The sequence below is a fragment of the Streptomyces nigrescens genome (genome assembly GCF_027626975.1).
Lineage (GTDB): Bacteria > Actinomycetota > Actinomycetes > Streptomycetales > Streptomycetaceae > Streptomyces > Streptomyces nigrescens.
On the sequence record NZ_CP114203.1, the window covers coordinates 6,777,096 to 6,800,786 of the forward strand.

At 72.7% G+C, this 23,691-nt stretch carries 18 protein-coding genes; 5 read left to right on the plus strand and 13 right to left on the minus strand.

Features of this window, described 5'->3' with window-relative positions; all coding sequences use genetic code 11:
- Positions 1–97: 97 nt before the first annotated feature.
- On the plus strand, positions 98–2,005 hold the full coding sequence (locus STRNI_RS30030) for a hypothetical protein (RefSeq protein WP_277412363.1): 1,908 nt from the start codon (positions 98–100) through the stop codon (positions 2,003–2,005).
- 113 nt (positions 2,006–2,118) lie between these two features.
- The gene (locus tag STRNI_RS30035; protein ID WP_018090126.1) at positions 2,119–3,039 is read left to right on the plus strand and encodes an SDR family oxidoreductase; all 921 of its coding nucleotides are present in this window, start codon (positions 2,119–2,121) and stop codon (positions 3,037–3,039) included.
- 164 nt (positions 3,040–3,203) lie between these two features.
- On the opposite strand, the gene STRNI_RS30040 is transcribed toward STRNI_RS30035, so the two are convergent.
- The 7 genes from STRNI_RS30040 to STRNI_RS30070 form a co-directional block, all read right to left on the minus strand.
- On the minus strand, positions 3,204–4,211 hold the full coding sequence (locus tag STRNI_RS30040) for a helix-turn-helix transcriptional regulator (RefSeq protein ID WP_159488504.1): 1,008 nt from the start codon (positions 4,209–4,211) through the stop codon (positions 3,204–3,206).
- A gap of 834 nt (positions 4,212–5,045) precedes the next feature.
- Positions 5,046–7,718, minus strand: a complete 2,673-nt coding sequence (gene aceE / locus STRNI_RS30045) for a pyruvate dehydrogenase (acetyl-transferring), homodimeric type (protein WP_159488505.1) — start codon at positions 7,716–7,718, stop codon at positions 5,046–5,048.
- Between the two features lie 263 nt (positions 7,719–7,981).
- On the minus strand, positions 7,982–8,605 hold the full coding sequence (locus STRNI_RS30050; protein WP_018090123.1) for a GntR family transcriptional regulator: 624 nt from the start codon (positions 8,603–8,605) through the stop codon (positions 7,982–7,984).
- Positions 8,606–8,799: 194 nt separating this feature from the next.
- On the minus strand, positions 8,800–10,539 hold the full coding sequence (gene sucB / locus STRNI_RS30055) for a 2-oxoglutarate dehydrogenase, E2 component, dihydrolipoamide succinyltransferase (RefSeq protein WP_159488506.1): 1,740 nt from the start codon (positions 10,537–10,539) through the stop codon (positions 8,800–8,802).
- A 56-nt stretch (positions 10,540–10,595) separates the two neighbouring features.
- Positions 10,596–11,984: a dihydrolipoyl dehydrogenase gene (gene lpdA, locus STRNI_RS30060; RefSeq protein ID WP_018090121.1), complete on the minus strand. Its 1,389-nt coding sequence runs from the start codon at positions 11,982–11,984 to the stop codon at positions 10,596–10,598.
- A gap of 320 nt (positions 11,985–12,304) precedes the next feature.
- Complete coding sequence (locus STRNI_RS30065) at positions 12,305–13,849, minus strand: leucyl aminopeptidase (protein WP_018090120.1); 1,545 nt, start codon at positions 13,847–13,849, stop codon at positions 12,305–12,307.
- Positions 13,850–14,045: 196 nt separating this feature from the next.
- Positions 14,046–14,840, minus strand: a complete 795-nt coding sequence (locus tag STRNI_RS30070; protein ID WP_159488508.1) for an adenosylcobinamide-GDP ribazoletransferase — start codon at positions 14,838–14,840, stop codon at positions 14,046–14,048.
- A 107-nt stretch (positions 14,841–14,947) separates the two neighbouring features.
- On the opposite strand from STRNI_RS30070, the gene STRNI_RS30075 reads away from it, so the two are divergent.
- Positions 14,948–15,685 carry a hypothetical protein gene (locus STRNI_RS30075; protein WP_018090118.1) on the plus strand — a complete coding sequence of 246 codons (738 nt, stop codon included), beginning with the start codon at positions 14,948–14,950 and terminating at the stop codon, positions 15,683–15,685.
- Here STRNI_RS30075 and STRNI_RS30080 read toward each other — a convergent pair.
- The 5 genes from STRNI_RS30080 to STRNI_RS30100 all read right to left on the minus strand — a co-directional run bounded on the left by STRNI_RS30080 (position 15,616) and on the right by STRNI_RS30100 (position 21,431).
- Entirely contained in the window at positions 15,616–16,407 is a 792-nt protein-coding gene (locus STRNI_RS30080; RefSeq protein WP_277412364.1) for a hypothetical protein, read from the minus strand. The two genes, STRNI_RS30075 and STRNI_RS30080, sit on opposite strands and share 70 nt — an antisense overlap.
- The gene (locus tag STRNI_RS30085) at positions 16,404–18,152 is read right to left on the minus strand and encodes a phosphatidylglycerol lysyltransferase domain-containing protein (protein WP_018090116.1); all 1,749 of its coding nucleotides are present in this window, start codon (positions 18,150–18,152) and stop codon (positions 16,404–16,406) included. The genes STRNI_RS30080 and STRNI_RS30085 overlap by 4 nt, the downstream gene beginning before the upstream one ends.
- Before the next feature lie 141 nt (positions 18,153–18,293).
- Complete coding sequence (cobT, locus tag STRNI_RS30090) at positions 18,294–19,340, minus strand: nicotinate-nucleotide--dimethylbenzimidazole phosphoribosyltransferase (RefSeq protein ID WP_018090115.1); 1,047 nt, start codon at positions 19,338–19,340, stop codon at positions 18,294–18,296.
- Between the two features lie 16 nt (positions 19,341–19,356).
- Positions 19,357–20,088, minus strand: a complete 732-nt coding sequence (locus STRNI_RS30095) for a class I SAM-dependent methyltransferase (protein ID WP_277412365.1) — start codon at positions 20,086–20,088, stop codon at positions 19,357–19,359.
- Between the two features lie 62 nt (positions 20,089–20,150).
- Positions 20,151–21,431 (minus strand): bifunctional adenosylcobinamide kinase/adenosylcobinamide-phosphate guanylyltransferase, encoded by a 1,281-nt coding sequence (locus STRNI_RS30100; RefSeq protein ID WP_277412366.1) that lies wholly within the window; start codon positions 21,429–21,431, stop codon positions 20,151–20,153.
- A 159-nt stretch (positions 21,432–21,590) separates the two neighbouring features.
- Here STRNI_RS30100 and STRNI_RS30105 point away from each other — a divergent pair, with 159 nt between their 5' ends.
- Entirely contained in the window at positions 21,591–21,806 is a 216-nt protein-coding gene (locus STRNI_RS30105) for a hypothetical protein (protein ID WP_018090112.1), read from the plus strand.
- Between the two features lie 148 nt (positions 21,807–21,954).
- Here STRNI_RS30105 and STRNI_RS30110 read toward each other — a convergent pair whose 3' ends face one another.
- Positions 21,955–22,551, minus strand: a complete 597-nt coding sequence (locus tag STRNI_RS30110; protein ID WP_018090111.1) for a DUF3043 domain-containing protein — start codon at positions 22,549–22,551, stop codon at positions 21,955–21,957.
- A gap of 317 nt (positions 22,552–22,868) precedes the next feature.
- Between STRNI_RS30110 and STRNI_RS30115 the strand changes: the two genes are divergently transcribed.
- The gene (locus tag STRNI_RS30115) at positions 22,869–23,669 is read left to right on the plus strand and encodes a PspA/IM30 family protein (protein ID WP_078518648.1); all 801 of its coding nucleotides are present in this window, start codon (positions 22,869–22,871) and stop codon (positions 23,667–23,669) included.
- The last annotated feature ends 22 nt before the right edge of the window (positions 23,670–23,691 follow it).

Here is a 23,691-nt window from a genome sequence, read left to right on the forward strand (position 1 = left end):
GTCTTGTGACCGTCCCAAGAATCACTCGTTGGAAGGCGTGCAACGGCAAACGACCGTATATCCCCCATTTCGCGAAGGGCTGTTCCAGGCCATGCCCATGGACGAACGCACCCGGGCCGATGTCGAACGGGCCGAGGCGGCCATCGTCGAGCACTATCCACGGCTCGTCCGCCTCACCTACCTCGTACTGCCCCCGTCGACGGGCCGCCACCGCCGGGTCCTGACCGCACACGGTCTGGTCCAGCGCGCGCTGCCCCGGACCCGGCTGCGCCGCCCGGACGGCGGGCTGCCGGCCCAGCGCGGCCCGGCCCCCGAGTCCGGCTACGACCTGGTGCGGCAACGGGCCCTGCGGCTGGCACTGGCCTACGAGGGACAGCCGGTCCGGGCACTGCCGGCCCTGCCCCTGGTCTGGGGGCTGCGGCTCTTCCCGCGGGCCGGCGGCGCCGATGAACTCGCCCTGGACCAGGCGCTTTCCGCCGCCCCGGCAGCGGTACGGGCCGCCCTCGGGCTGTGGCACCTGGAAGGCCTGGACGAGGATGCCGCGCGCGCCGTGCTGGCGCGGGCCGGGGCCGAGGACCCGGACGCGGCGCAGCGGGCGGCCGCGCAGCTCGACCGCGAGACCGGGGCAGGGGCGGCCGCCCTGCTGAGCTCGGGGGAGTTCGACCCGTGCATGGTGCAGACCCGGCCGACGGACCTGCTGCGCCGCCGGCAGCGGGTGCGGGCGGTAGCCGCGGTGGCGGCCGTACTCGCGATCGGCGCGGCGGTGGCCGGGTCCTGGCCCGGCACGGACCGGGCGGGGCGCGCCGAGACCGCCGCCCAGCAGGCGCTCGACCCGGACCGGCTGCTGCGCACCCCCAACGAGCAGTGGACGGACACCTCCCGGGTCGACTTCACCGCCTGGCCCGTCCGCGGCCGGCAGGCCGGCGACCGGAAGCTGCTGGCACGGGCCCTGCGGGTCTGGGCGGCGCCGCCCCCCGACGCCCGGATCACGGCGGCCGCGGGCACCTCCACCCGGCCGCCCGGCCATCCGCCGCAGCTGCTGTACGCGGGCCTGATCGACAACGTCATGGTGGTGGTCCTCCACGACGGGGAGCGCTTGGTCCGCTACGCCGAGCCCGAAGACGCCACGCCCACACTGCACTTCGCCCGGGTCGACGGTGCGGATCTGACAACCGCTGCCGCGCTGGTGATCGGGCGCGGCAACGGCTGGATGCGCTATCTGCTCGCGCCGTGGATCTCCGAGATCACGACCCGCGATCTGCCGGCGCCGGCCGCCCCGCCGCACGGGCTGCACGTCGCCCCCGATGGGGTCACCGACCGGATCCCGATCCCGCCCCCGGCGGGCGCCGGCTGCGGGCGCTGGCCGGTGGCCCAGCTCCGGCCCTCGACGCGGATCGTGGCGCCCGGCCGGAACGCCGCCTTCCTGGTGGCCGACCTCGACGATCTCGTCCCCGTCTCCCTCACCTCCGGGCCCCCGCCGTCCGGCGGCGCACCGGCCGGCGCGCCGGGCGAGGCGACCGGCGCGCCCGCGCTGCGGAGCTGGGCCCGTACGGCCTGCTCGCTCGGGTCGCTGCGGGGCGCCGGCGTACGCTCCGTCAACACCTGGGAGTTCGCCCAGCAGCGGCTCCCCGAGGACGGCGGCAGCGCGACCTGGGTGTGCACCCGCGCCGACACCTGGCGCGGGCCCGGCAGTGTGACCCTGCGGTTCGTGCCGCCAGCCGCGCGCCCGGCCGACCCCGGGCGGATCGCCGGACGGGCCGTGAACACCGCTGCCTGCAGCCGCTTCGGGCCCGATGTGGTGGGGGACATCCACTGGCGGGCGAAGTCCGGCAAGTGGTATCTGCTCGCGGCCGGCAGCCAGGAGGTCGGCGGACTCGATGCCACGGGCGGGGTCCGCGCCACCGCCGCGGAGCGCACCCTCGCCGCACCGGCCGGGCCGGACACCCCGGCGGAGGTCGTCGGGCGGCTGCGGAGCGGGGGGAGCGTACGGGCGCCGCATCCGTAGCCGGTGGACGGATTGCCGTGCGGTGCGCGCTGAATCCGGACAGAAGGTGTCGGGTATCGCTGTCAGGGTCGCCGTTGCAGAGGCAAGGCACCTGACAGCGAGGAGTGGCGTACGTGACCGGACGGAAAGAACTGGCGGGACGGGTGGCGCTGGTCGCCGGGGCGACCCGGGGCGCCGGCCGGGCGATGGCGGTGGAGCTGGGCCGGGCCGGGGCCCTGGTCTATGTGACGGGGCGGACGACCCGGGAGCGGACCAGCGAGGTCGGCCGGCCCACGGAGACGATCGAGCAGACCGCGGAGCTGGTGACCGCCGCGGGCGGCATCGGTATCGCCGTACCGACCGACCATCTGGACCCGGCGCAGGTCAAGGCGCTGACCGAGCGCATCGACCGGGAGCAGGGACGGCTGGATGTGCTGGTCAACAGCGTCTGGGGCGGTGACCGGCTGCTCGAGTTCAACACCAAGCTGTGGGACCTCGACCTGGAGAACGGGCTGCGGATGTTCCGTCTCGGCATCGACACCCACGTCATCACCAGCCATTACGCACTGCCGCTGCTGATCCGGCGGCCCGGCGGCCTGGTCATCGAAGTCACCGACGGCACCGACACCTTCAACCGCACCTACCGCGAGAACCTCTGCTTCGACCTCACCAAGAACGCCCCGCACCGTATGGCCTTCGGCCTCGCCGCCGAGCTGAAGGAGTACGGCGGCACGGCGGTCTCGCTCACCCCCGGCTTTCTGCGGTCCGAGGAGATGCTGGACCACTTCGGGGTGACGGAGGAGACCTGGCGCGACGCGGTGGCCAAGGAGCCGCACTTCGCCATCGCCGAGTCGCCGGCCCTGATCGGCCGCGGTGTCCGCGCGCTGGCCGCCGACCCGGACAAGGCACGCTGGAGCGGCCAGTCGCTCTCCAGCGGTCAGCTGGCGCAGGAGTACGACTTCACCGACACCGATGGCTCACGACCCGACGCCTTCGGCTACTTCGCGGATGTGGTCTTCGGCGGGAAGGAGGGGAGCGCGGCCGACTACCGGTAGCCCTGCGGGGCGCGCCGACATTGGAGCATGGGCCCTTCGGCCCTACGCCTTCCGCGGGGGCGGTTTGTCGGCTGCGGCGTTCGTCGTCGCTGGGCGCGCAGTTCCCCGCGCCCCTTTGGGGCGCGGCTGCACCGGGCTTCGGCGAGGCCGCTCGGCCCCCCCGGTCACGTGTACAGCGCGGCTGTCCGCCGGGCGGCAGCGGCGAACTGCGCGCGCAGCCCGGGGGGCGCGAGTATCTCGCCCTCCGGGCCGAGTCCCAGCAGCTGGGCGTAGGCGACGTCGGCGGACTCCACGGCGAGGGTGACCGTCAGCCGGCCCTGCTCGTCGGGGCCGCCCTCGGTCTGCGCCCGGGCGATCGCCTCGCGGGCCGCCGCGCGTTCGGTGACGTACGGCAGCTGGCGGACGCCGCGCGCGGAGAGCCGCAGCACCACCTCCTCATGCAGGATCGACCGGGCGAACTGCGCCGCCCGCTCCGCCCAGAACGCCGGGAGGTCGAAGGACGCCTCACGGGTGAACCGCTCCCCGGCAGCCTCGGCTCCGGAGGCCCGGTCGCGCTCCGTGAGCGCCACGGCGGTGAACCGGTCGACCCGGTAGACGCGGAAGTCCCCCTCCGTACGCGCCGCCAGATACCAGACCCCCGCCTTCAGCACGAGGCCGTACGGCTCCAACTCCCGCTCCACCTCGGTGTCCTTGCGGCGGTAGCGGGCGGTGATCCGGCGGTCGTCCCAGACCGCGTCGGCTATGTCGGGCAGCAGGGCGGGGGTCTCGGGCTCCTGATACCAGGCGGGTGCGTCGAGATGGAAGCGCTGGGCGACGCCCGTCGCGGCGTCCCGCAGCTCCGGCAGCAGGGCGGCGGAGACCTTCAGCCGGGCGGCGGACGCGGCGTCCGCGAGCCCCATCTCGCGCAGGGCGGAGGGCACCCCCGACAGGAAGAGCGCCTCCGCCTCGCTGCGGCCGAGGCCGGTGAGGCGGGTGCGGTAGCCGCCTATGAGGCGGTAGCCGCCCGCCCGGCCACGGTCCGCGTATACGGGCACCCCCGCTTCGGAGAGCGAGAGGACGTCCCGGGCGACCGTCCGCTCGGAAACCTCCAACTCCTGCGCCAGCTCGGGCCCCGTCATCGACGGCCGCGCCTGGAGCAGCAACACCATCTTGATCAGCCGCGCAGCACGCATGTCTCCATCATGCCGGGGGGTACTGACAGTTGCTTGTCTGCGGGTGGGGTTGTGGCTGGTCGCGCCGTTCCCCGCGCCCCTTCGTGGCGCGGCCGGTCCGTCACTTGCTTCTGGGCTGTGCGGGTTGGTGGGGGCTGGTGTTTTGCGGGGTGTGTGGTTGCCGCGGGGGTCGGAGGGGACGCACCGGTACCCTCCCCCAGCCTTCGGCCGGGAGGTGCCCCCATCGGCGCGGGCGACGCGGGTCCGTGGGATTGATTGCCCCGGCGTTCGCTCCAGTCCTGCGGGCGGGCACCGGTACATCCCCTCCAACCGTTCAGCGTTGCCGACTGCCGGCCGGTGACACCGTCCGTCGAGACCCACCTCGGCCCGCGCCCAATGAACGGGCGGAATGGCCAGGTCCCTGCCAAGGGGTGCTGCATGGGGCTGGTGACGGTGATCGGTACGGCGGGAGAGCCGCGTACGTACGGCGGTCGGAGGGGATGTCCGGTGAGCCGCCCGCAGGACCCGGAGCGAACAACGGGGTGAAGGACCTCTGGGACCCGCGTCGCCCGCGCCGTGGGGGCACCTCCCGGCCGAAGGCTGGGGGAGGGTTACCGGGCGTCCCCTCCGACCCACCACCCACAACCCGTAGGCGAAACGGCCCCAGCCCACGGCAAACCGCAAACCGCAAACCGCAAACGATAAAGCCCGGCCCGGCCGTAGCCAGGGCATGGTCGGCCGGGCCGGTGGTGGGTTCCCGTGCGGAGGCCCCGGGCGCGGGAAGGTGGCCTCCGCACGGGAGATCGGGGTGCCCCTGAGGGGCGGGGCGTCACAGGCCGGGGCGCGGCCCGTGGCTCAGAGGCCGTAGCGCTCCTTGGCCTCCTTGACGGTCTCCGGCTTGACCTGGCCGCGGCGGGCGAGTGCGGCCAGTGCCTGGACGACGACCGACTGCGGGTCGACGCCGAAGTGCCGGCGGGCCGCCTCGCGGGTGTCGGAGAGGCCGAAGCCGTCGGTGCCGATGGAGGTCCAGTCCTGCTCGACCCAGGGGGCGATCTGGTCGGGGACCGCGCGCATCCAGTCGCTGACCGCGACGACCGGGCCGGGGGCGCCGGCCAGGGCACGGGTGACGTACGGGACGCGGTCCTCGCCGTCCAGACGGGCGGCGTCGCACTCCAGGGCGTCCCGGCGGAGCTCCGTCCAGGACGGCGCCGACCACACGTCCGCCGCCACACCCCAGTCGGCGGCCAGCAGCTGCTGTGCCTCCAGGGCCCAGTGGATGGCGGTGCCGGACGCCAGCAGCTGGAGCTGCGGGCTGTCGGCCTCGGGCCGGGTGCCCTCGTTGAAGCGGTAGAGGCCCTTGAGGATGCCCTCTTCGACGCCCTCCGGCATGGCCGGCTGGACCTTGGTCTCGTTGTAGACCGTGAGGTAGTAGAAGACGTCCTCGGCGTCCGGGCCGTACATACGGCGCAGACCTTCCTTGACGATGACCGCGACCTCGTAGGCGAAGGCCGGGTCGTAGGAGAGCGCCGCCGGGTTGGTGGAGGCGATCAGGTGCGAGTGGCCGTCGGCGTGCTGGAGGCCCTCGCCGGTCATCGTCGTACGGCCGGCGGTCGCGCCGATGACGAAGCCGCGGCCCAACTGGTCGGCCAGCGCCCAGAACTGGTCGGCGGTGCGCTGCCAGCCGAACATCGAGTAGAAGATGTAGAAGGGGATCATCGGCTCGCCGTGCGTCGCGTAGGACGTCGCGGCGGCGGTGAAGTCGGCGAGTGAACCGGCCTCGGTGATGCCCTCGTTGAGGATCTGGCCGTCCTTGGCTTCCTTGTACCAGAGCAGCTGGTCGCGGTCGACCGGGTCGTACGTCGCGCCCTTGGGGGAGTAGAGGCCGGCCGTCGGGAAGAGCGACTCCATGCCGAAGGTGCGGGCCTCGTCGGGGACGATGGGGACCCAGCGCTTGCCGGTCTCCTTGTCCCGCATCAGGTCCTTGATCAGCCGGACGAACGCCATGGTGGTGGCGATCTCCTGGCTTCCGGAGCCCTTCTTCAGCGCGTCGAAGGCCTTGTCGGCGGGCATCGGCAGCGGCTTGGCGACGACCTTGCGGGCGGGGGCCGGGCCGTCGAGGGCCGCGCGCCGCTCGCGCAGGTAGACCATCTCGGGGGAGTCGTCGGCGGGGCGCCAGTACGGCACCTGGTCGCCCTCCAGCGCGCTGTCCGGGATGGGGAGTTCGAGGACGTCACGCATGGTGCGGAACTCCGCCATGGTGAGCTTCTTCATCTGGTGGTTGGCGTTACGGGACTCGAAGCCCGTGCCGAGGGTGTAGCCCTTGACGGTCTGCGCCAGGATGACGGTCGGCGCGCCCTGGTGCTCGACGGCGGCCTTGTAGGCGGCGTACACCTTGCGCGGCTCGTGGCCGGCGCGGGAGGTCTGGAACAGCTCCAGCAGCTTGGCGTCGGTCAGCCGGTCGGCGAGGGCCTTCAGGGAGTCGTTGGCGCCGAAGAAGTGCTCGCGCAGGTAGGCGGCGTCGCGGGTGGCGTACGTCTGGAACTGCGCGTCGGGGGTCTCGCCGAGGCGGCGGATCAGGGCGCCGTCGGTGTCGAGCGCGAAGACCTCGTCCCAGGCCTGGCCCCACAGCGACTTGACGACGTTCCAGCCGGCCGCGCGGAACTGGGCCTCCAGCTCCTGCACGATCTTGAAGTTGGGGCGGACGGGACCGTCGAGGCGCTGCAGGTTGCAGTTGATGACGAAGGTCAGGTTGTCCAGGCCCTCACGGCCGGCCAGCGCCAGGGCGGCGGTCGACTCGGGCTCATCCATCTCGCCGTCGCCCAGGAAGGCCCAGACGTGGGAGTTGGCGGTGTCCTTGATGCCGCGGTGCTCCAGATAGCGGTTGAAGCGCGCCTGGTAGATCGCGGAGAGCGGGCCGAGGCCCATGGAGACGGTGGGGAACTCCCACAGCCAGGGCAGCCGCCGCGGGTGCGGGTACGAGGGCAGGCCCTCGCCGCCGGTCTCCTGGCGGAAGCGGTCGAGGTGGTCCTCGGTGAGGCGGCCTTCGAGGAAGGCGCGGGCGTAGACGCCGGGGGAGGCGTGGCCCTGGATGTAGAGCTGGTCGCCGCTGCCGTCGCCTTCCTTGCCGCGGAAGAAGTGCTGGAAGCCGGTCTCGTAGAGCCAGGCGGCGGAGGCGAAGGTGGCGATGTGGCCGCCGAGGCCCAGCGCGGAGCCGCGGGTGACCATCGCGGCGGCGTTCCAGCGGTTCCAGGCGGTGATCCTGGCCTCCATCGCCTCGTCGCCCGGGAAGGCGGGCTCGGCGGAGGTCGGGATGGTGTTGACGTAGTCCGTCTCCAGGAGGGACGGCAGGGCGGTGCCCTCGGTGCGCGCGGTGTGCTCAAGGGCACGGCGCATCAGGTACGCGGCGCGATGCGGGCCCGCCGCCTTGGTGACGGCGTCGAGCGACTCGCGCCACTCGGTCGTCTCCTCGGGGTCGCGGTCCGGGAGCTGGTCGAGCTGGCTGTACGGCAGGCGCACGGGATCGGGCATGGGTGGCCCCTTTCCGGACGGGAGGTAGCTCGGGGGTGTCGTCGCGATCGGGCCGCGTCCTCAGGGTGGACGGCGGCCTTGACGACACCCCCTACGAGTTCGGCAGGCAGGGTTGTCGCGCCCCGAAGGAGGACGATACGCCTCTGATCGATGATCGATCAACGCTCAACGAAGGAAAAACCGCAGGTCGGCACGGGGTGCCGTAATTTCGGGCACCGCGTGCCAGTCCTACAGAGGGCCTGCCGGCCCCTCCCGGACCCGCCTCAGACCCGGGGTGCGCAGCTCAGCACATGCGACTTGAGCAGGGCGCCGATCTTCGGATCGCGCCGCCGGAACGCGTCCACGATCTCCTGGTGGTCCTGGGCGTGCGAGCGCGGCTCCGGGCTGAACCAGCGGATCGACAGCGTCGTCCAGACCTCGATGCCCAGCGACTCCCAGGTGTGCAGCAGGACGGCGTTCCCGGCCGCCCGCACGATCTCCCGGTGGAAGGCCACGGTGTGCCGCACCTGGGCCTCCCCGTCACCCGTCAGATCCGCCTCGCGCAGCGCCTCCACCTCCCGCTCCAGCGCCGTGGTGTGCTCGGCCAGCCGCCCCGCCGCCAGCTCGGCGGCCACCTGCTCCAGCCCGGCCCGCACCGGGTAGCTCTCCTTGAGGTCGTCGGCGGTCAGGTTCCGTACCCGTACGCCCTTGTTCGGCGCCGACTCGATCAGCTGCAGCGACTCCAGCTCGCGCAGCGCCTCCCGTACGGGCGTCTGGCTGACCTCCAGCTCCACCGCGATCCGCCGCTCCACGATCCGCTCGCCCGGCTGCCAGCGGCCGCTGACGATCCCCTCGAGGATGTGCTCGCGGATCTGCTCGCGCAGCGAATGGACGACGGGCGGGGTCATGAGGTGCTCCTTCAGAGCGGGTGGTGGCAGGAGGGCCATTATCCGGGAGGCGCGAGGGAGGCGGTCCTGGAGACGCGGCGGGGCCGGGCGCGGACCCCCGGGCCGTCCCGGGCCGGGGACGCAAAAGGGCCGGCCCCGGCTCGTACGAACCGGGGCCGACCCTCAGGACACGCCTGCCGCGTGACTGCCGGGACTCAGAGACCGATCTCGGTCTCGAACTCGGCGGCCTCCAGGATCTGCTTGACCGTGGTCAGGTAGCGGGCGGCGTCGGCGCCGTCCACCAGACGGTGGTCGTAGGAGAGCGCGAGGTAGGTCATGTCGCGCACCGCGATGGTCTCGCCGAGGTCCGGGTGGTTGATGACCACCGGGCGCTTGACGGTGGCACCGATGCCCAGGATGCCGACCTGGTTCGGGGGCACGATGACGGTGTCGAACAGGGCGCCGCGCGAACCGGTGTTGCTGATGGTGAAGGTCGCACCGGACAGCTCGTCCGGCGTGATCTTGTTCGCGCGGACCTTGCCCGCCAGGTCCGCCGTCTTGCGGGCGATACCGGCGATGTTGAGGTCACCGGCGTCCTTGATGACCGGGGTCATCAGGCCCTTCTCCGCGTCCACCGCGATACCGACGTTCTCGGTGTCGAAGTAGGAGATGGTGCCCTCGTCCTCGTTGATCCGGGCGTTGATGACCGGGTGGGCCTTCAGCGCCTGGACCGCGGCCTTGACGAAGAACGGCATCGGGGAGAGCTTGACGCCCTCACGCTGCGCGAACGCGTCCTTGGCCTGGTTGCGCATCCGCATGATCTTGGTGATGTCCACCTCGACCACGGAGGTCAGCTGCGCCTGGCTGTGCAGGGCCTTCATCATGTTGTCGCCGATGACCTTGCGCATCCGCGGCATCTTGACGGTCTGACCGCGCAGCGGCGACGCCTCGATGGCCGGAGCCTTCGACGCGGCGGGGGCAGCGGCGGCGGCCGGCGCGGCGGCCTTGGCGGCCTCGGCGGCGGCGATGACGTCCTGCTTGCGGATACGGCCACCGACGCCGGTGCCCTTGACCGTGGCGAGGTCGACGCCGTTCTCCGCGGCGAGCTTGCGCACCAGCGGGGTGACGTACGCGCCCTCACCGGCGGCCGGAGCCGGGGCGGCGGGGGCGGCAGCCGGGGCCGGGGCGGCCGGAGCCGGCGCGGGGGCCGGAGCCGGAGCGGCCGGGGCGGCGGGCGCCGGGGCGGCAGCAGCCGGAGCCGGAGCCGGGGTGGGCTCCGGGGCCGGAGCGGCGGCAGGGGCCGGGGCGGCCGGAGCCGGCGCGGCGGCCGGGGCGGCACCGGCGGCACCGATGACGGCGAGCTTGGCGCCGACCTCGGCGGTCTCGTCCTCGCCGACGACGATCTCCAGGAGGGTGCCGGAGGCCGGCGCCGGGATCTCGGTGTCGACCTTGTCGGTGGAGACCTCCAGCAGCGGCTCGTCGGCCTGGACCTCCTCGCCGACCTCCTTCAGCCAGCGGGTGACGGTGCCCTCGGTGACGCTCTCACCGAGCGCGGGGAGGACGACGTCGGTGCCCTCGGCGCCGCCCGCGGGGGCAGCGGCGGGGGCGGGGGCCTCGGCCGCGGGGGCCGGGGCGGGCTCGGGCTCGGGCTCGGGCTGTGCCTCGGCGGCGGGCGCCTCGGCAGCCGCGGGCGCCGGAGCGGCAGCCGGCGCACCGGTGCCGTCGTCGATGACGGCCAGCTCGGCGCCGACCTCCACGGTCTCGTCCTCGGCCACCTTGATGGCGGTCAGGACGCCGGCGGCCGGGGCCGGGATCTCGGTGTCGACCTTGTCGGTCGACACCTCGAGCAGCGGCTCGTCGGCCTCGACGCGCTCACCCTCGGCCTTGAGCCAGCGAGTGACGGTGCCCTCGGTGACGCTCTCGCCGAGCGCCGGCAGGGTTACGGAAACCGCCATGGTTTCAGTTGCTCCTTACAAGTGTGGTGCGGATGTGGTCGCGCCCGGGACTGAGGTCAGTCGTGGGAGTGGAGAGGCTTGCCGGCCAGGGCCAGGTGGGCCTCGCCGAGAGCCTCGTTCTGCGTCGGGTGCGCGTGCACGAGCTGCGCAACCTCGGCCGGCAGGGCCTCCCAGTTGTAGACCAGCTGGGCCTCACCGACCTGCTCGCCCATACGGTCACCGACCATGTGGACGCCGACCACGGCACCGTCCTTGACCTGGACGAGCTTGATCTCGCCCGTGGTCTTGAGGATCTTGCTCTTGCCGTTGCCCGCGAGGTTGTACTTGAGAGCGACGACCTTGTCGGCGCCGTACAGCTCCTTGGCCTTGGCCTCGGTGATACCCACCGAAGCGACCTCGGGGTGGCAGTACGTCACGCGCGGCACGCCGTCGTAGTCGATCGGCACGGTCTTCTGACCGGCCAGCCGCTCCGCCACCAGCATGCCCTCGGCGAAGCCGACGTGCGCGAGCTGGAGGGTGGGAACGAGGTCACCGACGGCCGAGATGGTCGGCACGTTGGTCTGCATGTACTCGTCGACCAGGACGTAGCCGCGGTCCATCGCGACGCCCTGCTCCTCGTAGCCCAGGCCCGCCGAGACCGGCCCGCGGCCGATCGCGACCAGCAGCACCTCGGCCTCGAAGGTCTTGCCGTCGGCGAGGGTGACCTTCACGCCGTCGGCGGTGTACTCGGCCTTGTCGAAGAAGGTGCCGAGGTTGAACTTGATGCCACGCTTGCGGAAGGCCCGCTCCAGCAGCTTGGAGCTGTTCTCGTCCTCGACCGGGACGAGGTGCTTGAGGCCCTCGATGATGGTCACGTCGGTGCCGAAGGACTTCCACGCGGAGGCGAACTCGACGCCGATGACGCCGCCGCCCAGCACGATCGCGGACTTCGGCACGCGGTCCAGCGTGAGCGCGTGGTCCGAGGAGATGATGCGGTTGCCGTCGATCTCCAGGCCCGGCAGCGACTTCGGCACGGAGCCGGTCGCCAGCAGGACGTGGCGGCCCTGGACACGCTGGCCGTTCACATCGACGGAGGTCGGGGAGGACAGCCGGCCCTCGCCCTCGATGTACGTCACCTTGCGGGAGGCGATCAGGCCCTGCAGGCCCTTGTACAGGCCCGAGATGACCTCGTCCTTGTACTTGTGGACCGCCTTGATGTCGATGCCCTCGAAAGTGGCCTTGACACCGAACTGCTCGCTCTCACGAGCCTGGTCGGCGATCTCACCGGCGTGCAGCAGAGCCTTGGTGGGGATGCAGCCGTTGTGCAGGCAGGTACCGCCGACCTTGCCCTTCTCGATCAGGGCGACGTCCAGGCCCAGCTGCGCCCCGCGCAGGGCAGCGGCGTAACCACCGCTACCGCCTCCGAGGATCACTAGGTCGAAAACGGTGCTGGCGTCGTTCGCCACGTCACGTCCTCCATGCATGGGTACGCCGGAGCCGGTCTCCAATGACCGGACGGCGGCTGTGGTTCGGCCGCTTTTACTTCGGCCCTGGGTAAGGGGGGCCCTGTCCTGCCGAGAACCCATCTTCGCACTTGTTCCACGAAGCCGGGACGGCGGGCCGGGCACTGAGACGGTGATCAGCCGCCCCGTACGGGTTACTGATGCGTATGACCGTGCGGATTTCGTCGAGGGCGAACGGGGATCCGCACGCGCCGACGGCCCCGGGCGGACCGCCCGGGGCCGTCGGAGGGAGCGGGCGCCGGGGAGGCTCCCCGGCCCGGCCGTCAGCCCAGGTCGCCCGCGGCGGTGCGCTCCGCGAGCCGGACCAGGGTGCGCACCGCGGATCCCGTGCCGCCCTTGGGGGTGTAGCCCCAGGGCGCGCCCTCGTGGAAGGCCGGGCCGGCGATGTCCAGGTGCGCCCAGGGGATGCCCTCGCCGATGAACTCCTTGAGGAAGAGCCCGGCGACCAGGCCGCCGCCCATCCGCTCGCCCATGTTGGCGAGGTCCGCGACCGGGGAGTCCATGCCCTTGCGGAGCTCGGACGGCATCGGCATCGGCCAGGACTGCTCGCCGACCTCCTCGGCGATCTCGTGCACCGAGGTACGGAAAGCGTCGTCGTTGGCCATGATCCCGAAGGTGCGGTGGCCCAGCGCCAGCACCATCGCACCGGTCAGGGTGGCGACGTCCACGATCGCGTCCGGCGACTCCTCCGAGGCGCGGGTCAGCGCGTCGGCCAGTACCAGGCGGCCCTCGGCGTCGGTGTTGAGCACCTCGACGGTCTTGCCGCTGTACATGCGCAGCACATCACCGGGACGGGTGGCGGAGCCGGACGGCATGTTCTCGGCGAGCGCCAGCCAGCCGGTGACATTCACCTCCAGGCCGAGCCGGGCGGCGGCCACGACCGCGGAGAACACGGCGGCCGCACCGCTCATGTCGCACTTCATGGTCTCGTTGTGGCCGGCCGGCTTGAGCGAGATGCCGCCCGAGTCGTAGGTGATGCCCTTGCCGACCAGCGCCAGGGTCTTGGATGCCTTGGAGTGGGTGTACGCGATCCGCACCAGCCGCGGCGGGGCCTGGGAGCCCTGGCCGACGCCCAGCAGACCGCCGTAGCCGCCCTTCTTGAGGGCCTTCTCGTCGAGCACCTCGAACTTGAGGCCGAACTCCTTGGCCGCCGCCTGCGCCTCGGCCGCGAAGGACTTCGGGTCGAGGTCGTTGGGGGGCAGGTTGATCAGGTCGCGGGCGCGGTTGATCTCCTCGGCCAGCGCCTGGGAGCGCGCGGCGGCGGCCTTGAACTCCTTGTCGCGCGGCTTGCCGCCGAGGAGCGCGACCTCCCCGAGCGGCGCCGACTTGGCGTCGTTCTTCTTGGCGCCCTTGCCGTTCTGCGCGCTGTTGCCGTTGCGGGACGCGGCGTAGGAGTACGCGCCGAGCAGGGCGCCCTCGCTCACCGCGGCGGCCGCCTCGGCGTCCTCGACGGGCAGCGCGAAACCGGCCTTCTTGCTGCCGGCCAGCGCACGGGCGGCGCTGCCCGCGGCGCGCCGCAGCGCCTCGTGGCCGTAGCCGTCGTCCTTGCCCGGCGCCTCGCCCAGGCCGACCGCCAGCACGACCGGCGCCTTGAGGCCGTCCGCGGCGGGCAGCTTGGTCACCTCGCCCTCGGCACCACTCGCGCCGAGGGTCTCCAGCACGGCGGCGAGCTTGCCGCCGAAGGCCTTGTCCACGGCTTCCGCGCCGGGGGCGACAACGACGCCCTTGGCGCCCTTGGCCACGCCGACGACGACGGCATCCGCACGCAGCGTCGCGGCGGAAGAAGTACTGAGGGTCAGTGCAGTCACGGTGATGAGGGTCCTGTTCCGTCCGGGGAATCCGTCTGCGCGCAGCGCGCTGCTGCGGCTGAGCCTACGCTCGGCGGCGCCACAAGGCCCGTCCGATATCACACCCGCACATAACGGTGCCCCGGCAGTTGCCCGTATACCCGGTGAACTGCCCTTCCGGTCACTTCAGTTGGGCGCGCGGAAGGGGGCGCCGGCGCTAACCGAGCGTCAGAGCGACCAGCGCCGCGAGTCCCGCGCTCTCCGCGAGCGCCCCGAACACATCGCCGGTCACCCCGCCGAACCGCCGCCGGCAGTGCCGCAGCACCAGTTCGCCCACCCCGAGGCCGCACAGCGCCGCGAGCCCGGTGTGCAGCGCGCCGTACGGTCCGAAGCCGGCCCCGGCGGCCGCGCACCCGGCGGCCACCAGCGCCGCACACAGCAGCGCCGCCCGCACCGGGACGGTGCCCGCGACCGCCGCGCCGAGCCCCTCCGGGCGGGCGGCCGGCACCCCCGCGCGCGAGGCGAGGGTCAGCGCACAGCGGGCGGTGACCGCCGCGACGGCCGCCGCGACGGCGCCGTGCGCCCAGCCGTCCGCGTACAGCTCAAACAGCGCGGCCACCTGCGCCAGCAGGGTGAACAGCAGTGTGATCACCCCGAACGGGCCGATGTCGGACTGCTTCATGATGCGCAGCGCGTCCTCGGCGGGCCTGCCGCTGCCCAGCCCGTCGGCGGTGTCGGCGAGTCCGTCCAGATGCAGTCCGCGGGTGAGTACGGCGGGCACCGCGGCGCTGCCGACCGCGGCGAGCAGCGGCCCGCCGCCGAGCACCAGCAGCGCCCCGCCGACCGCGGCCGCGCCCAGCCCGACGACCAGCCCGGCCAGCGGTGCGCAGAGCATCCCGCCGCGCGCCGCCGCCCGGTCCCAGCGGGTGACGCGGACCGGCAGCACGGTCAGCGTGCCGAACGCGAAGCGCAGGGCGTCGGACGGGGCCGGGGGAGTGGGGGTCTCGGTCATCGCGGCAGGCTATCCGGGCGTCCACCGCGTTTGACCGCCGGTTCCGGCCGCCCGACAGGGCCTAATGGTGGCTATGTGTCCTTACGCGACAAAGGGGAGCGTGTGGGATGGGCCACTGGTGGTACCGCAATATCGTCGAGCCGGGGAAGCTGCCACTGCTGCTCGCCCTCGCCTCGTTCGTGCTGACCTTCCTCGTGACCCGGGCCGTCACCCGCCTCATCCGCGCGGGCAAGGGCCCGTTCCGCAACATCACCCCGGGCGGGGTCCATATCCACCATGTCGTCCCCGGTGTGGTGCTGATGGTCCTCGGCGGCTTCATCGCGCTGGCCGGCGGCCGGCGCGGGTTCGGCACCGGGGCCGCGGCGGTGCTCTTCGGGATGGGGGTGGGCCTCGTCCTGGACGAGTTCGCGCTCATCCTGCACCTGGACGACGTGTACTGGACCGAGGAGGGGACCAAGAGCGTCGAGATCGTCATCCTCACCGTCGCCCTGGTCGCCCTGATCCTCGGCGGCTTCCTGCCGTTCGGCGTCAATGAGCTCAGTCCGGACGAGGAGACCGACCGCTTCACGGTCGTGCGGACCGTGGCCGTCAACTTCCTCTTCGCGGTCATCGCCCTCACCAAGGGCAAGGGCCGGATCGCGGTCATCGGGGTGTTCGTGCCGTTCGTCGCGCTCTTCGGCGCGGTCCGGCTGGCCCGGCCCAACTCACCCTGGGCCAGGCGCTTCTACCGCACCCGCCCGAAGCTGCGGGCCCGCGCCCGGGTCCGCGCCTACCGTCACGACCGCCGCTGGTCGGCGCTGCGCCGCAAGGTCGAAGACTTCATCGGGGGTGCGCCCAGCCGCTGACGCCCCGGGCCCGGCTTGCGCCGCCGCCGCAGCTCGCACAGTCCGCACAGCACCAGCACCGCCAGCACCGCCGCGACATGCTCCTTGCCCGCGAGGTTGTTCTTGATGGACACCACCTCGACGACCATCGCCACCGCCGCCGCGGCACAGGTGAACCAGGCGCGATAGCGCCAGCACACGAACACCGCCAGCCCCACCACGGCCGCCGACGGCCCGGTGTCGGTGACGTACTTGTCCGAGTCGGGCAGCCCGAGCGGGCTCACCGGGCCGATCCAGATGCCGATCCGGGCGTACATCGTCCCGGCGAGCGTGGCGAGGTACGCGACGGCCAGCAGCTGCCGCCGGCCCACACAGATCTCGGCGATCCCGAAGACCACCAGGATCTGCGCCAGGGCACCCCACACCGGCAGGTCCAGTGCGGGCACGAACAGCGACAGCGGGGTGCGCAGCAGCGCCAGCCACAGATGCTCGTCGGCCTGTACGGAGCCGATGTTCTGGACGGTTTGGTAGCCCCAGGCCTGGTTCTGCACGAACTGGAAGACCAGCGTCAGAACCACCGCGGTGAGCGTCACCGGGATCGCCCGCAGCCGCGAGGCGGCCAGTGCGGCCCGTACCGTCCGCAGGAGCGGGCCCCATTCGGCGCGCGCGGCGCGACGCAGGAGGGGCACCTCTCCCCGGGCCGGCACGGGCCCTTCCCGCCGCCCCGCCCCGGCCGCGCTCATCTCTCCTTCTCCAGGTGCGTGCGGTTCAGCCACTTGGGCAGACCGGGTGCTTCCAGAAAACCTTCCGCGCGGCCGGCGGCGATCCCGATCCGCAGCAAATCGGTGCTCTTTTCGAAAAGCATGTAGCGCGGCTCCCAGATCGGCCGGTATTTCGCATTGGCGCGATACAGCGATTCGATCTGCCACCACCTGGAGAAGAAGCTGAGCAGCGAGCGCCACAGGCGCAGCACCGGGCCCGCGCCGAGTCGCGATCCACGTTCGAAGACGGAACGGAACATCGCGAAGTTGAGGGAGAGCTGCGTGATCTCCACCTCTTTCGCCCGCTGGATCAACTCCAGCACCATGAACTCCATCAGCCCGTTCTCGGAGTTCCGGTCCCGCCGCATCAGATCCAGCGAAAGGCCCTTCTCACCCCACGGCACAAAGCTGAGCAGCGCCCGCAGCTCACCGTCCGCCCCGGTGCATTCGAGCATCACGCAGCGGCCGTCCCCCGGGTCGCCGAGCCGGCCCAGCGCCATCGAGAAGCCGCGCTCGGTCTCCCCGTCGCGCCAGTCGTCGGCCAGCCGCAGCAGCCGGTCCATCTCCGGCCCCGGGATGTCCTCGTGGCGCCGGATGCGGACGGTGTAACCGGCCCGCTCGATGCGGTGGTAGGCCTGCCGTACGGTGCGCATCGCGCGGCCGCCGAGGGTGAACTCCGCGGTGTCCACGATCGCTTCGTCGCCCAGCTCCAGCGCGTCCAGACCGTGCCGGGCGTAGATCGTGCCGCCCTCCTCGCCGGCCCCCATCACCGCGGGCGCCCAGCCGTGCTCCCGTGCCTCGGCCAGCCACCCCTCGATCGCACCCGGCCAGGCCTCGGGGTCGCCCAGCGGATCGCCGGAGGCCAGCGACACCCCGCCCACCACGCGGTAGGTGACCGCGGCCTTGCCGCTGGGGGAGAACACCACGCTCTTGTCGCGGCGCAGCGCGAAGTAGCCCAGCGAGTCACGGTCGCCGTGCCGCGCCAGGAGGGCCCGCAGCCGCTCCTCGTCGTCCGCGGTGATCGCCTCGGTGCGCCGTACGGACCGGAACGCCGCCCACAGGACCGCGACCAGCAGCAGCGTGCTCAGCACATTGATCGCGACATTGACCCAGTTGGGGGTGGCGATCTCCGGGAACGCACGGTCGTCGGCGGCCAGCGACACCAGCCGCATCAGGCCGTAGCGCCAGCGCTGCGCGAAGGTCGAGGAGCCCGCCGCGGTATTGGTGACGGTCACCAGCAGCGTCGCGAGCAGCGAGGTCACCAGCAGACCGCCGGCCGCGACCGCCGCCGCCAGCTTCGGATTCGTACGGTCGCCCTTCGCGGAGAACTCCCGGCGCCCGGCCACCAATGCGGCGGCGAACAGCACGGTCAATCCCAGCGACACCCAGTTCTGCACATGTCCGCGGAACTCCGGGGCCACCACCATTCCGAATCCGAACAGCAGCGCCAGCAGCCCGGACAGCGCCAGATTCAAAATCCACGCCGCCCGCTTCCGCCGCCGCAGGGTGACCGACAGGAACAGCGAGAAGGCGGCGGATGCGAAGCCCGCCGTCAGCAGATACGGAGTGAAGAATTCCGCGCTGTTGTGCCGGCGGATGTCATTGCCGAACGACACCCACACCGCACTCAGGAAATTGAGGAAGGTGACCGTGCGCAGATACCAGATGCCGAACGCGGCACCACGCTGTGACCATGAGCCGCGCGGGCGGCCTTCGTCCGGACTCAAGCGATGTCTCCCATAACACGTGTAAAGCGTGATCTTATGGGGCGCCGCCGGTGGTCCGGTACGGGCGTGAAGTGAGCGCCCTGGTCCGGGCGCTCGTCCGAGCGCTTCCCGCGGGGCCGGCCGCGGTGGGCCGGCTCCGGGTCAGTCGCGTACGGGCAGTTCTGCCGCCAGGGCCGCGGCCGCCTGCACCAATGGCAGGGCCAGCAGCGCCCCCGTCCCCTCACCCGCAGTGACGCCGTGGTCGAGCAGAGGGTTGAGCGCGATCCGGTCCAGGGCCTTGGCCTGCGCCGGTTCGCCGCTCGCCTGCCCGGCCAGCCACCAGTCCGGCGCCCGGAACGCCACCCGCTGCGCCACCAGCGCACAGGCCGCCGAGACCACCCCGTCGAGGATCACCGGCGTCCGGCGCACCGCGCTCTGCAGCAGGAAACCGGTGATCGCGGTCAGATCCGCGCCGCCGACCGTGGCCAGCAGCTCCAGCTGGTCGCCGAGCACCGGACGGGCCCGCCGCAGCGCGTCACGGATCGCCGCGCACTTGCGCATCCACGCCAGATCGTCGATCCCGGCCCCGCCCCGCCCGGTGACCACCGAGGCGTCCGTCCCGCACAGCGCGGCGATCAGGGTGCTCGCGGCGGTCGTCCCGCCGACGCTCAGATCGCCCAGCACCACCAGGTCGGTGCCGGCGTCTGCCTCCTCGTCCGCGACGGCCATCCCCGCCCGGAACGCCGCCTCGGCCTCCTCGGCCGTCAGCGCGTCCTCGGTATCGATCCGCCCCGAACCCCGCCGCACCCGGTGCCGGGTGACCTCCTCGGGCAGCTCCTCCGGGTCGCAGTCCACCGCCAGGTCCACCACGCGCAGCTGCACCCCGGTGCTGCGGGCCAGCACCGCGGCCGGGCTCGCCCCGTCCAGCACGGCCCGTACGAGATCCCCGGTGCTGCCGGCCGGCCGGGCCGACACCCCCAGCTCCGCCACTCCGTGATCGCCCGCGAACAGCAGCACCCGCGGCCGCTCGACCGGCCGCACCGGCACCTGCTGCTGTGCTGCGGCCAGCCATTCGCCCAGCTCGTCGAGGCGGCCGAGGGCCCCCGGCGGCACGGCCAGCCGCGCCCGCCGCTCCTCGGCGTCACGGCGCACACCGCCATCGGGGCGCTCGATCAGATGGGCGAAGTCATCGAGGTTCAGGGCGCTCATTGGGCGCAGATTACCGTCAACACACCGCTGACGAGGCCCGCCGGGGGGAACCGGCCGCCGCGAACCGCACCTCGCACACCAGGGGCGTCAGCGCGCCCAGCACCGGCATCCGGCGCCGCAGCCACTCCGCCGGGCCGTGCGGCGCCCGTACCGGGCCGACCTCGCGCACCGCGACGATGGCCGGGTGCGCACCGGCCACCCGCGGCAGCTCGGCGCGGTTCAGCCCCCAGCGCACCGGACCCGGCCACCGGCCTCCGCCCGGTCCGGCGGCCCGCCGGGCCAGCGCCATGGCCGGCCGTGGCAGCACGTCAAAGACCAGCACACCACCGGGAAACCGCTCCGCACACACCGCCAGCAGCGCGCGCACCGCGGGCGGCGGCAGCCGCATCAGCACCCCCGGCGCGGTGACCACGACCCCGCGCTGCGGCTCCCGCACCGCGTCCAGCCAGCGGTGATCGGTCACCGCGCGCGCGACCGTACGCCGCCGGGCACCGTCCGGCAGCAGCATCCGGCGCACCGCGGCGGTCTCCGGCGCCACCACCGTCAGCCAGTTCAGCCGCCCGTTGTCCAGCCGCCAGAAGCCGGTACCGAGCCCCTCCCCGAGCGCGACCACCGTCGCCTCGGGATACCGCGCCAGGTAGTCGCGTACGGCCGCGTCGAAACGCCGCCCGCGCGCCCCCGGCTCCCGGAGGGGCCCCGCTCCCCACCCGCCCGGCGCTTCGCTCTCGGTCCGCTCGGAATCGGTCACGGTCCTAGAGCACCCGGCGCCGCGCCCCCGGGCAAGCGGACACGGGGCCCACCGGGCTTCCGTCATCCACGCAGCGCAAGCGCCTGGCCCGCGACGACCAGCAGCACCTGCTCGCACTCCGCACCGAACGCCGCGTTCAGCCGCCCCAGTTCGTCCCGGAACCGCCGGCCCGCCGGGGTCGCCGGGACGACGCCGGAGCCGACCTCGTTGCTGACCGCCACCACCCGCCGGTGCGTCGCGCGCACCGCCGCCACCAGCGCATCGGTCCGCTCCCGCAGCGCCCGCCGGCCACCGGCCTCCCAGGTCGCGTCGTCCCACGCCCCGACCTCGTCCATGGCATGCGTCAGCCACAGCGCCAGACAGTCGATGAGCAGCGGGGACGCCTCGGCCGGCCGCCCGGTGCCGGGGTCCGCGCCGGGCCCGGCCGCGGCCAGCAGCGGCACCAGATCGCAGGTCTCGACGGTGCGCCAGCTGCTGGGCCGCCGCTCGCGGTGCAGCGAGACCCGCTGCGCCCAGTCCTCGTCGCCGTCCCGGGTGCCCCCGGTGGCCACGTACACCACGTCAGGGAAGGCCGCGAGCCGCCGCTCCGCCTCCACCGACTTCCCGCTGCGCGCCCCGCCCAGCACCAGCGTGCGCCGCGGCATGTCCGGCACCGCGTGGAACTCGCCGACCACCAGCGTGCTGCCGTCCGGCACCGCGCGGGCCCCCACCACCGCGAGCCGGCGGTGCAGCTCGGGCCCCGGCGGCACCTCGTGGTCGAGGTGCACCGCGAGCACATCCGTCGCCGCGTCGACCGCCCCGCTCGCCCGCAGCTTGGCCAGCGCCTCGGGCCGCCCCAGCACATCGAGCACCACCAGGTCGTACGGGCCGGTGCCGCCCATGCCCTCGTAACCGCCGCCCCCCGCCCGGCCGTTCCCCTCGCCCAGCCCGGACGGCGCCGCGCCCGGCGGCAGATACAGCAGCCGCTCGCCCTCGGCGCCGGAGATCTCGTAGCCCGTTCCCGGGATGTCCACCGCGATGGCCCGCACCCGGTGCCCGTCCAGCAGCGCCAGCTCCCGCCCGTCCGCGACCCGGCCCGGCTGCGGCAGCCCGGCCGGCACCTCCAGCGCCGGACCGTCGTGCGGATGCGAGAGCAGCACCTGCCGCACGCCCGCCAGCGACTGCCCGGCGCGGGCGGCCGCGAAGGCCGGGCCCGGGGTCAGATCGATCAGCAGCGCACCGTCGACGAGCAGCGCGGTGGCCGCCCGCGCCTCGTCGCCGACGGCGGTCGCGCAGGCGGCACACGGGCAGCCGGGGCGCGGCAGCCCCTGCGGGGCCCCGGTACCGAGGAGAGTCACATCCACACCGTGAGTTTCTCGCGTCCCGCTGCGGCGGGCGCGGCGGGGGCGGGCTCGACACGGCCGTTAGGCTGCCGATCAGCACGGAAGCACGGCACGGCGGAGGGCTTTTGAAGCGCTCCGCGGTGGCACAGATTCGTACCCGGTGGGATCCAGGAGGCGCAGATGGCGTGGACGTGGCGGTTCGAGAAGACCGACGGTTCGGAGACGGCGCCGGCCGTGCAACCGGAGGAGTTCACCACCCAGGGCGACGCGGAGTCCTGGATCGGCGAGGAGTGGAAGGCCCTCCTCGAAGGCGGCGTCGACCAGGTCAGGCTCTTCGAGGACGGCACCGAAATCTACGCGGGCCCCATGAGCCTGCACGCGGACGCGGAGGCCTGAGCCGGACGCACGGCTGAAGCCGAACGACGCTTGGCCGGGCCCGTTCGGGCCCGGCCAAGCGTCAAAAAAGAATCCCGCCGCAACGGCGCGCCACCACGACGGCGAGGGTCCGGCGGTATCAACGACGGCCGGCACCCCCCACGCACGCCTACGGCTTTTCGCCCCGCTTGACCTGCGGCTTCGGCAGCCGCAGCCGCCGCATCTGCAGCGTCCGCATCACCGCGTACGCCTTCACGCCCTTGAGGTTCTCGTTCGGGAAGCGCTCCTGCAGCAGCTTGCCCAGCCGGAACCAGATCAGGACCGAGTCGAGCACGATCAGCACGATGATCACGAGCCACAGCAGCAGCGCGATGCTCTGGATCGACGGCACCCGGATCATGGTGAGCACCAGGATCACCACGGCCATCGGCAGGAAGAACTCGGCGACGGCCCAGCGGGAGTCGACGTAGTCGCGCGCGAACCGGCGCACCGGTCCCTTGTCACGCACGGGCAGATACCGCTCGTCGCCGCTGGCCATCGCCTCGCGCTGGCGGGCCATGTCGGCGCGGCGCGCCTCACGCTGGGCCTTCGCCGCGTCCTTGCGGTTGGTGGGCGTATGCGCACGGGAGCGGCGCTGCGACTGGGCATCGCTGCGCTTGGGCGTCGGGCGGCCCTTGGGGGCCTGCGGATCGCGGGGCTGCTGGGGCTGGTCCGCGGTCACCTTGGCGGTCGCGGCCTGCTCATCCTTCGAACGGCTTCGGAACACAACACCCAAGGGTACGTGCTCGCCGCGGGTGAGCCACGTTCCGACGGGGCACGATCCGGCAACGGCGCGTCTCCGTAACCGGCGCCTTATCAGGACAGAAGCCCTTTCCGACCGGGACAGAGCGGACATCGTGCCGATTGTCCGGACTCTCCCTACTCCTTGCGCGGGAGAAGATACGCCCCGCGATCGTCCTGGAGGAGGAGCGCATCCGGGCGCGAACAGTGCGGTAATGGAACCAGGGCCCGTACTGTGGGGTCTGTAGATGTGCTGGAGCCTAAGCCCGAGGTGACTCGGTCAGAAGGGGGCGCGCGAGGCCCATGAGCGATGGTGTCATGAAGCGGATGGGGATGATCTTCCGCGCGAAGGCCAACAAGGCCCTGGACCGGGCCGAAGACCCGCGCGAAACCCTCGACTACTCGTACCAGAAGCAGCTGGAGCTGCTTCAGAAGGTACGCCGCGGTGTTGCCGACGTGGCGACCTCCCGCAAGCGCCTGGAGCTGCAGCTCAACCAGCTCCAGGGCCAGTCCGCCAAGCTGGAGGACCAGGGCCGCAAGGCGCTGGCGCTCGGCCGCGAGGACCTGGCCCGCGAGGCGCTGACCCGGCGCAGCGCGCTGCAGCAGCAGGTCACCGACCTGGAGACGCAGCACCAGACGCTGCAGGGTGAGGAGGAGAAGCTCACGCTCGCGGCGCAGCGGCTGCAGGCCAAGGTCGACGCCTTCCGTACGAAGAAGGAGACGATCAAGGCCACCTACACGGCTGCCCAGGCCCAGACCCGGATCGGCGAGGCGTTCTCCGGCATCTCCGAGGAGATGGGCGATGTCGGCATGGCCATCCAGCGCGCGGAGGACAAGACCGCGCAGCTGCAGGCCCGGGCCGGTGCCATCGACGAGCTGATGGCCTCCGGCGCGCTGGACGACCCGTCCGGTATGGCGAAGGACGACATCACCGCCGAGCTGGACCGGCTCTCCGGCGGCAGCGACGTCGAGCTGGAGCTGCAGCGGATGAAGGCCGAGCTCTCGGGCGGCTCTTCGGCCGGCCAGCAGGCCATCGAGAGCGGTCAGAACGGTGCGGCGCAGTCCTCGCCGCAGCAGGACCGGCCGCGTTTCGACAAGCAGTGACGGTCGGCGGCGGTTAGCCTCG

Bases quoted from the DNA above. Each gene is read 5' to 3' on its own strand.
- STRNI_RS30030 (WP_277412363.1), top strand. From the start codon at position 98: ATGGACGAACGCACCCGGGCCGATGTCGAACGGGCCGAGGCGGCCATC.
- STRNI_RS30040 (WP_159488504.1), bottom strand. From the start codon at position 4,211: ATGCGTGCTGCGCGGCTGATCAAGATGGTGTTGCTGCTCCAGGCGCGG.
- aceE (WP_159488505.1), bottom strand. From the start codon at position 7,718: ATGCCCGATCCCGTGCGCCTGCCGTACAGCCAGCTCGACCAGCTCCCG.
- STRNI_RS30050 (WP_018090123.1), bottom strand. From the start codon at position 8,605: ATGACCCCGCCCGTCGTCCATTCGCTGCGCGAGCAGATCCGCGAGCAC.
- sucB (WP_159488506.1), bottom strand. From the start codon at position 10,539: ATGGCGGTTTCCGTAACCCTGCCGGCGCTCGGCGAGAGCGTCACCGAG.
- STRNI_RS30070 (WP_159488508.1), bottom strand. From the start codon at position 14,840: ATGACCGAGACCCCCACTCCCCCGGCCCCGTCCGACGCCCTGCGCTTC.
- STRNI_RS30075 (WP_018090118.1), top strand. From the start codon at position 14,948: ATGGGCCACTGGTGGTACCGCAATATCGTCGAGCCGGGGAAGCTGCCA.
- STRNI_RS30080 (WP_277412364.1), bottom strand. From the start codon at position 16,407: ATGAGCGCGGCCGGGGCGGGGCGGCGGGAAGGGCCCGTGCCGGCCCGG.
- cobT (WP_018090115.1), bottom strand. From the start codon at position 19,340: ATGAGCGCCCTGAACCTCGATGACTTCGCCCATCTGATCGAGCGCCCC.
- STRNI_RS30105 (WP_018090112.1), top strand. From the start codon at position 21,591: ATGGCGTGGACGTGGCGGTTCGAGAAGACCGACGGTTCGGAGACGGCG.
- STRNI_RS30115 (WP_078518648.1), top strand. From the start codon at position 22,869: ATGAGCGATGGTGTCATGAAGCGGATGGGGATGATCTTCCGCGCGAAG.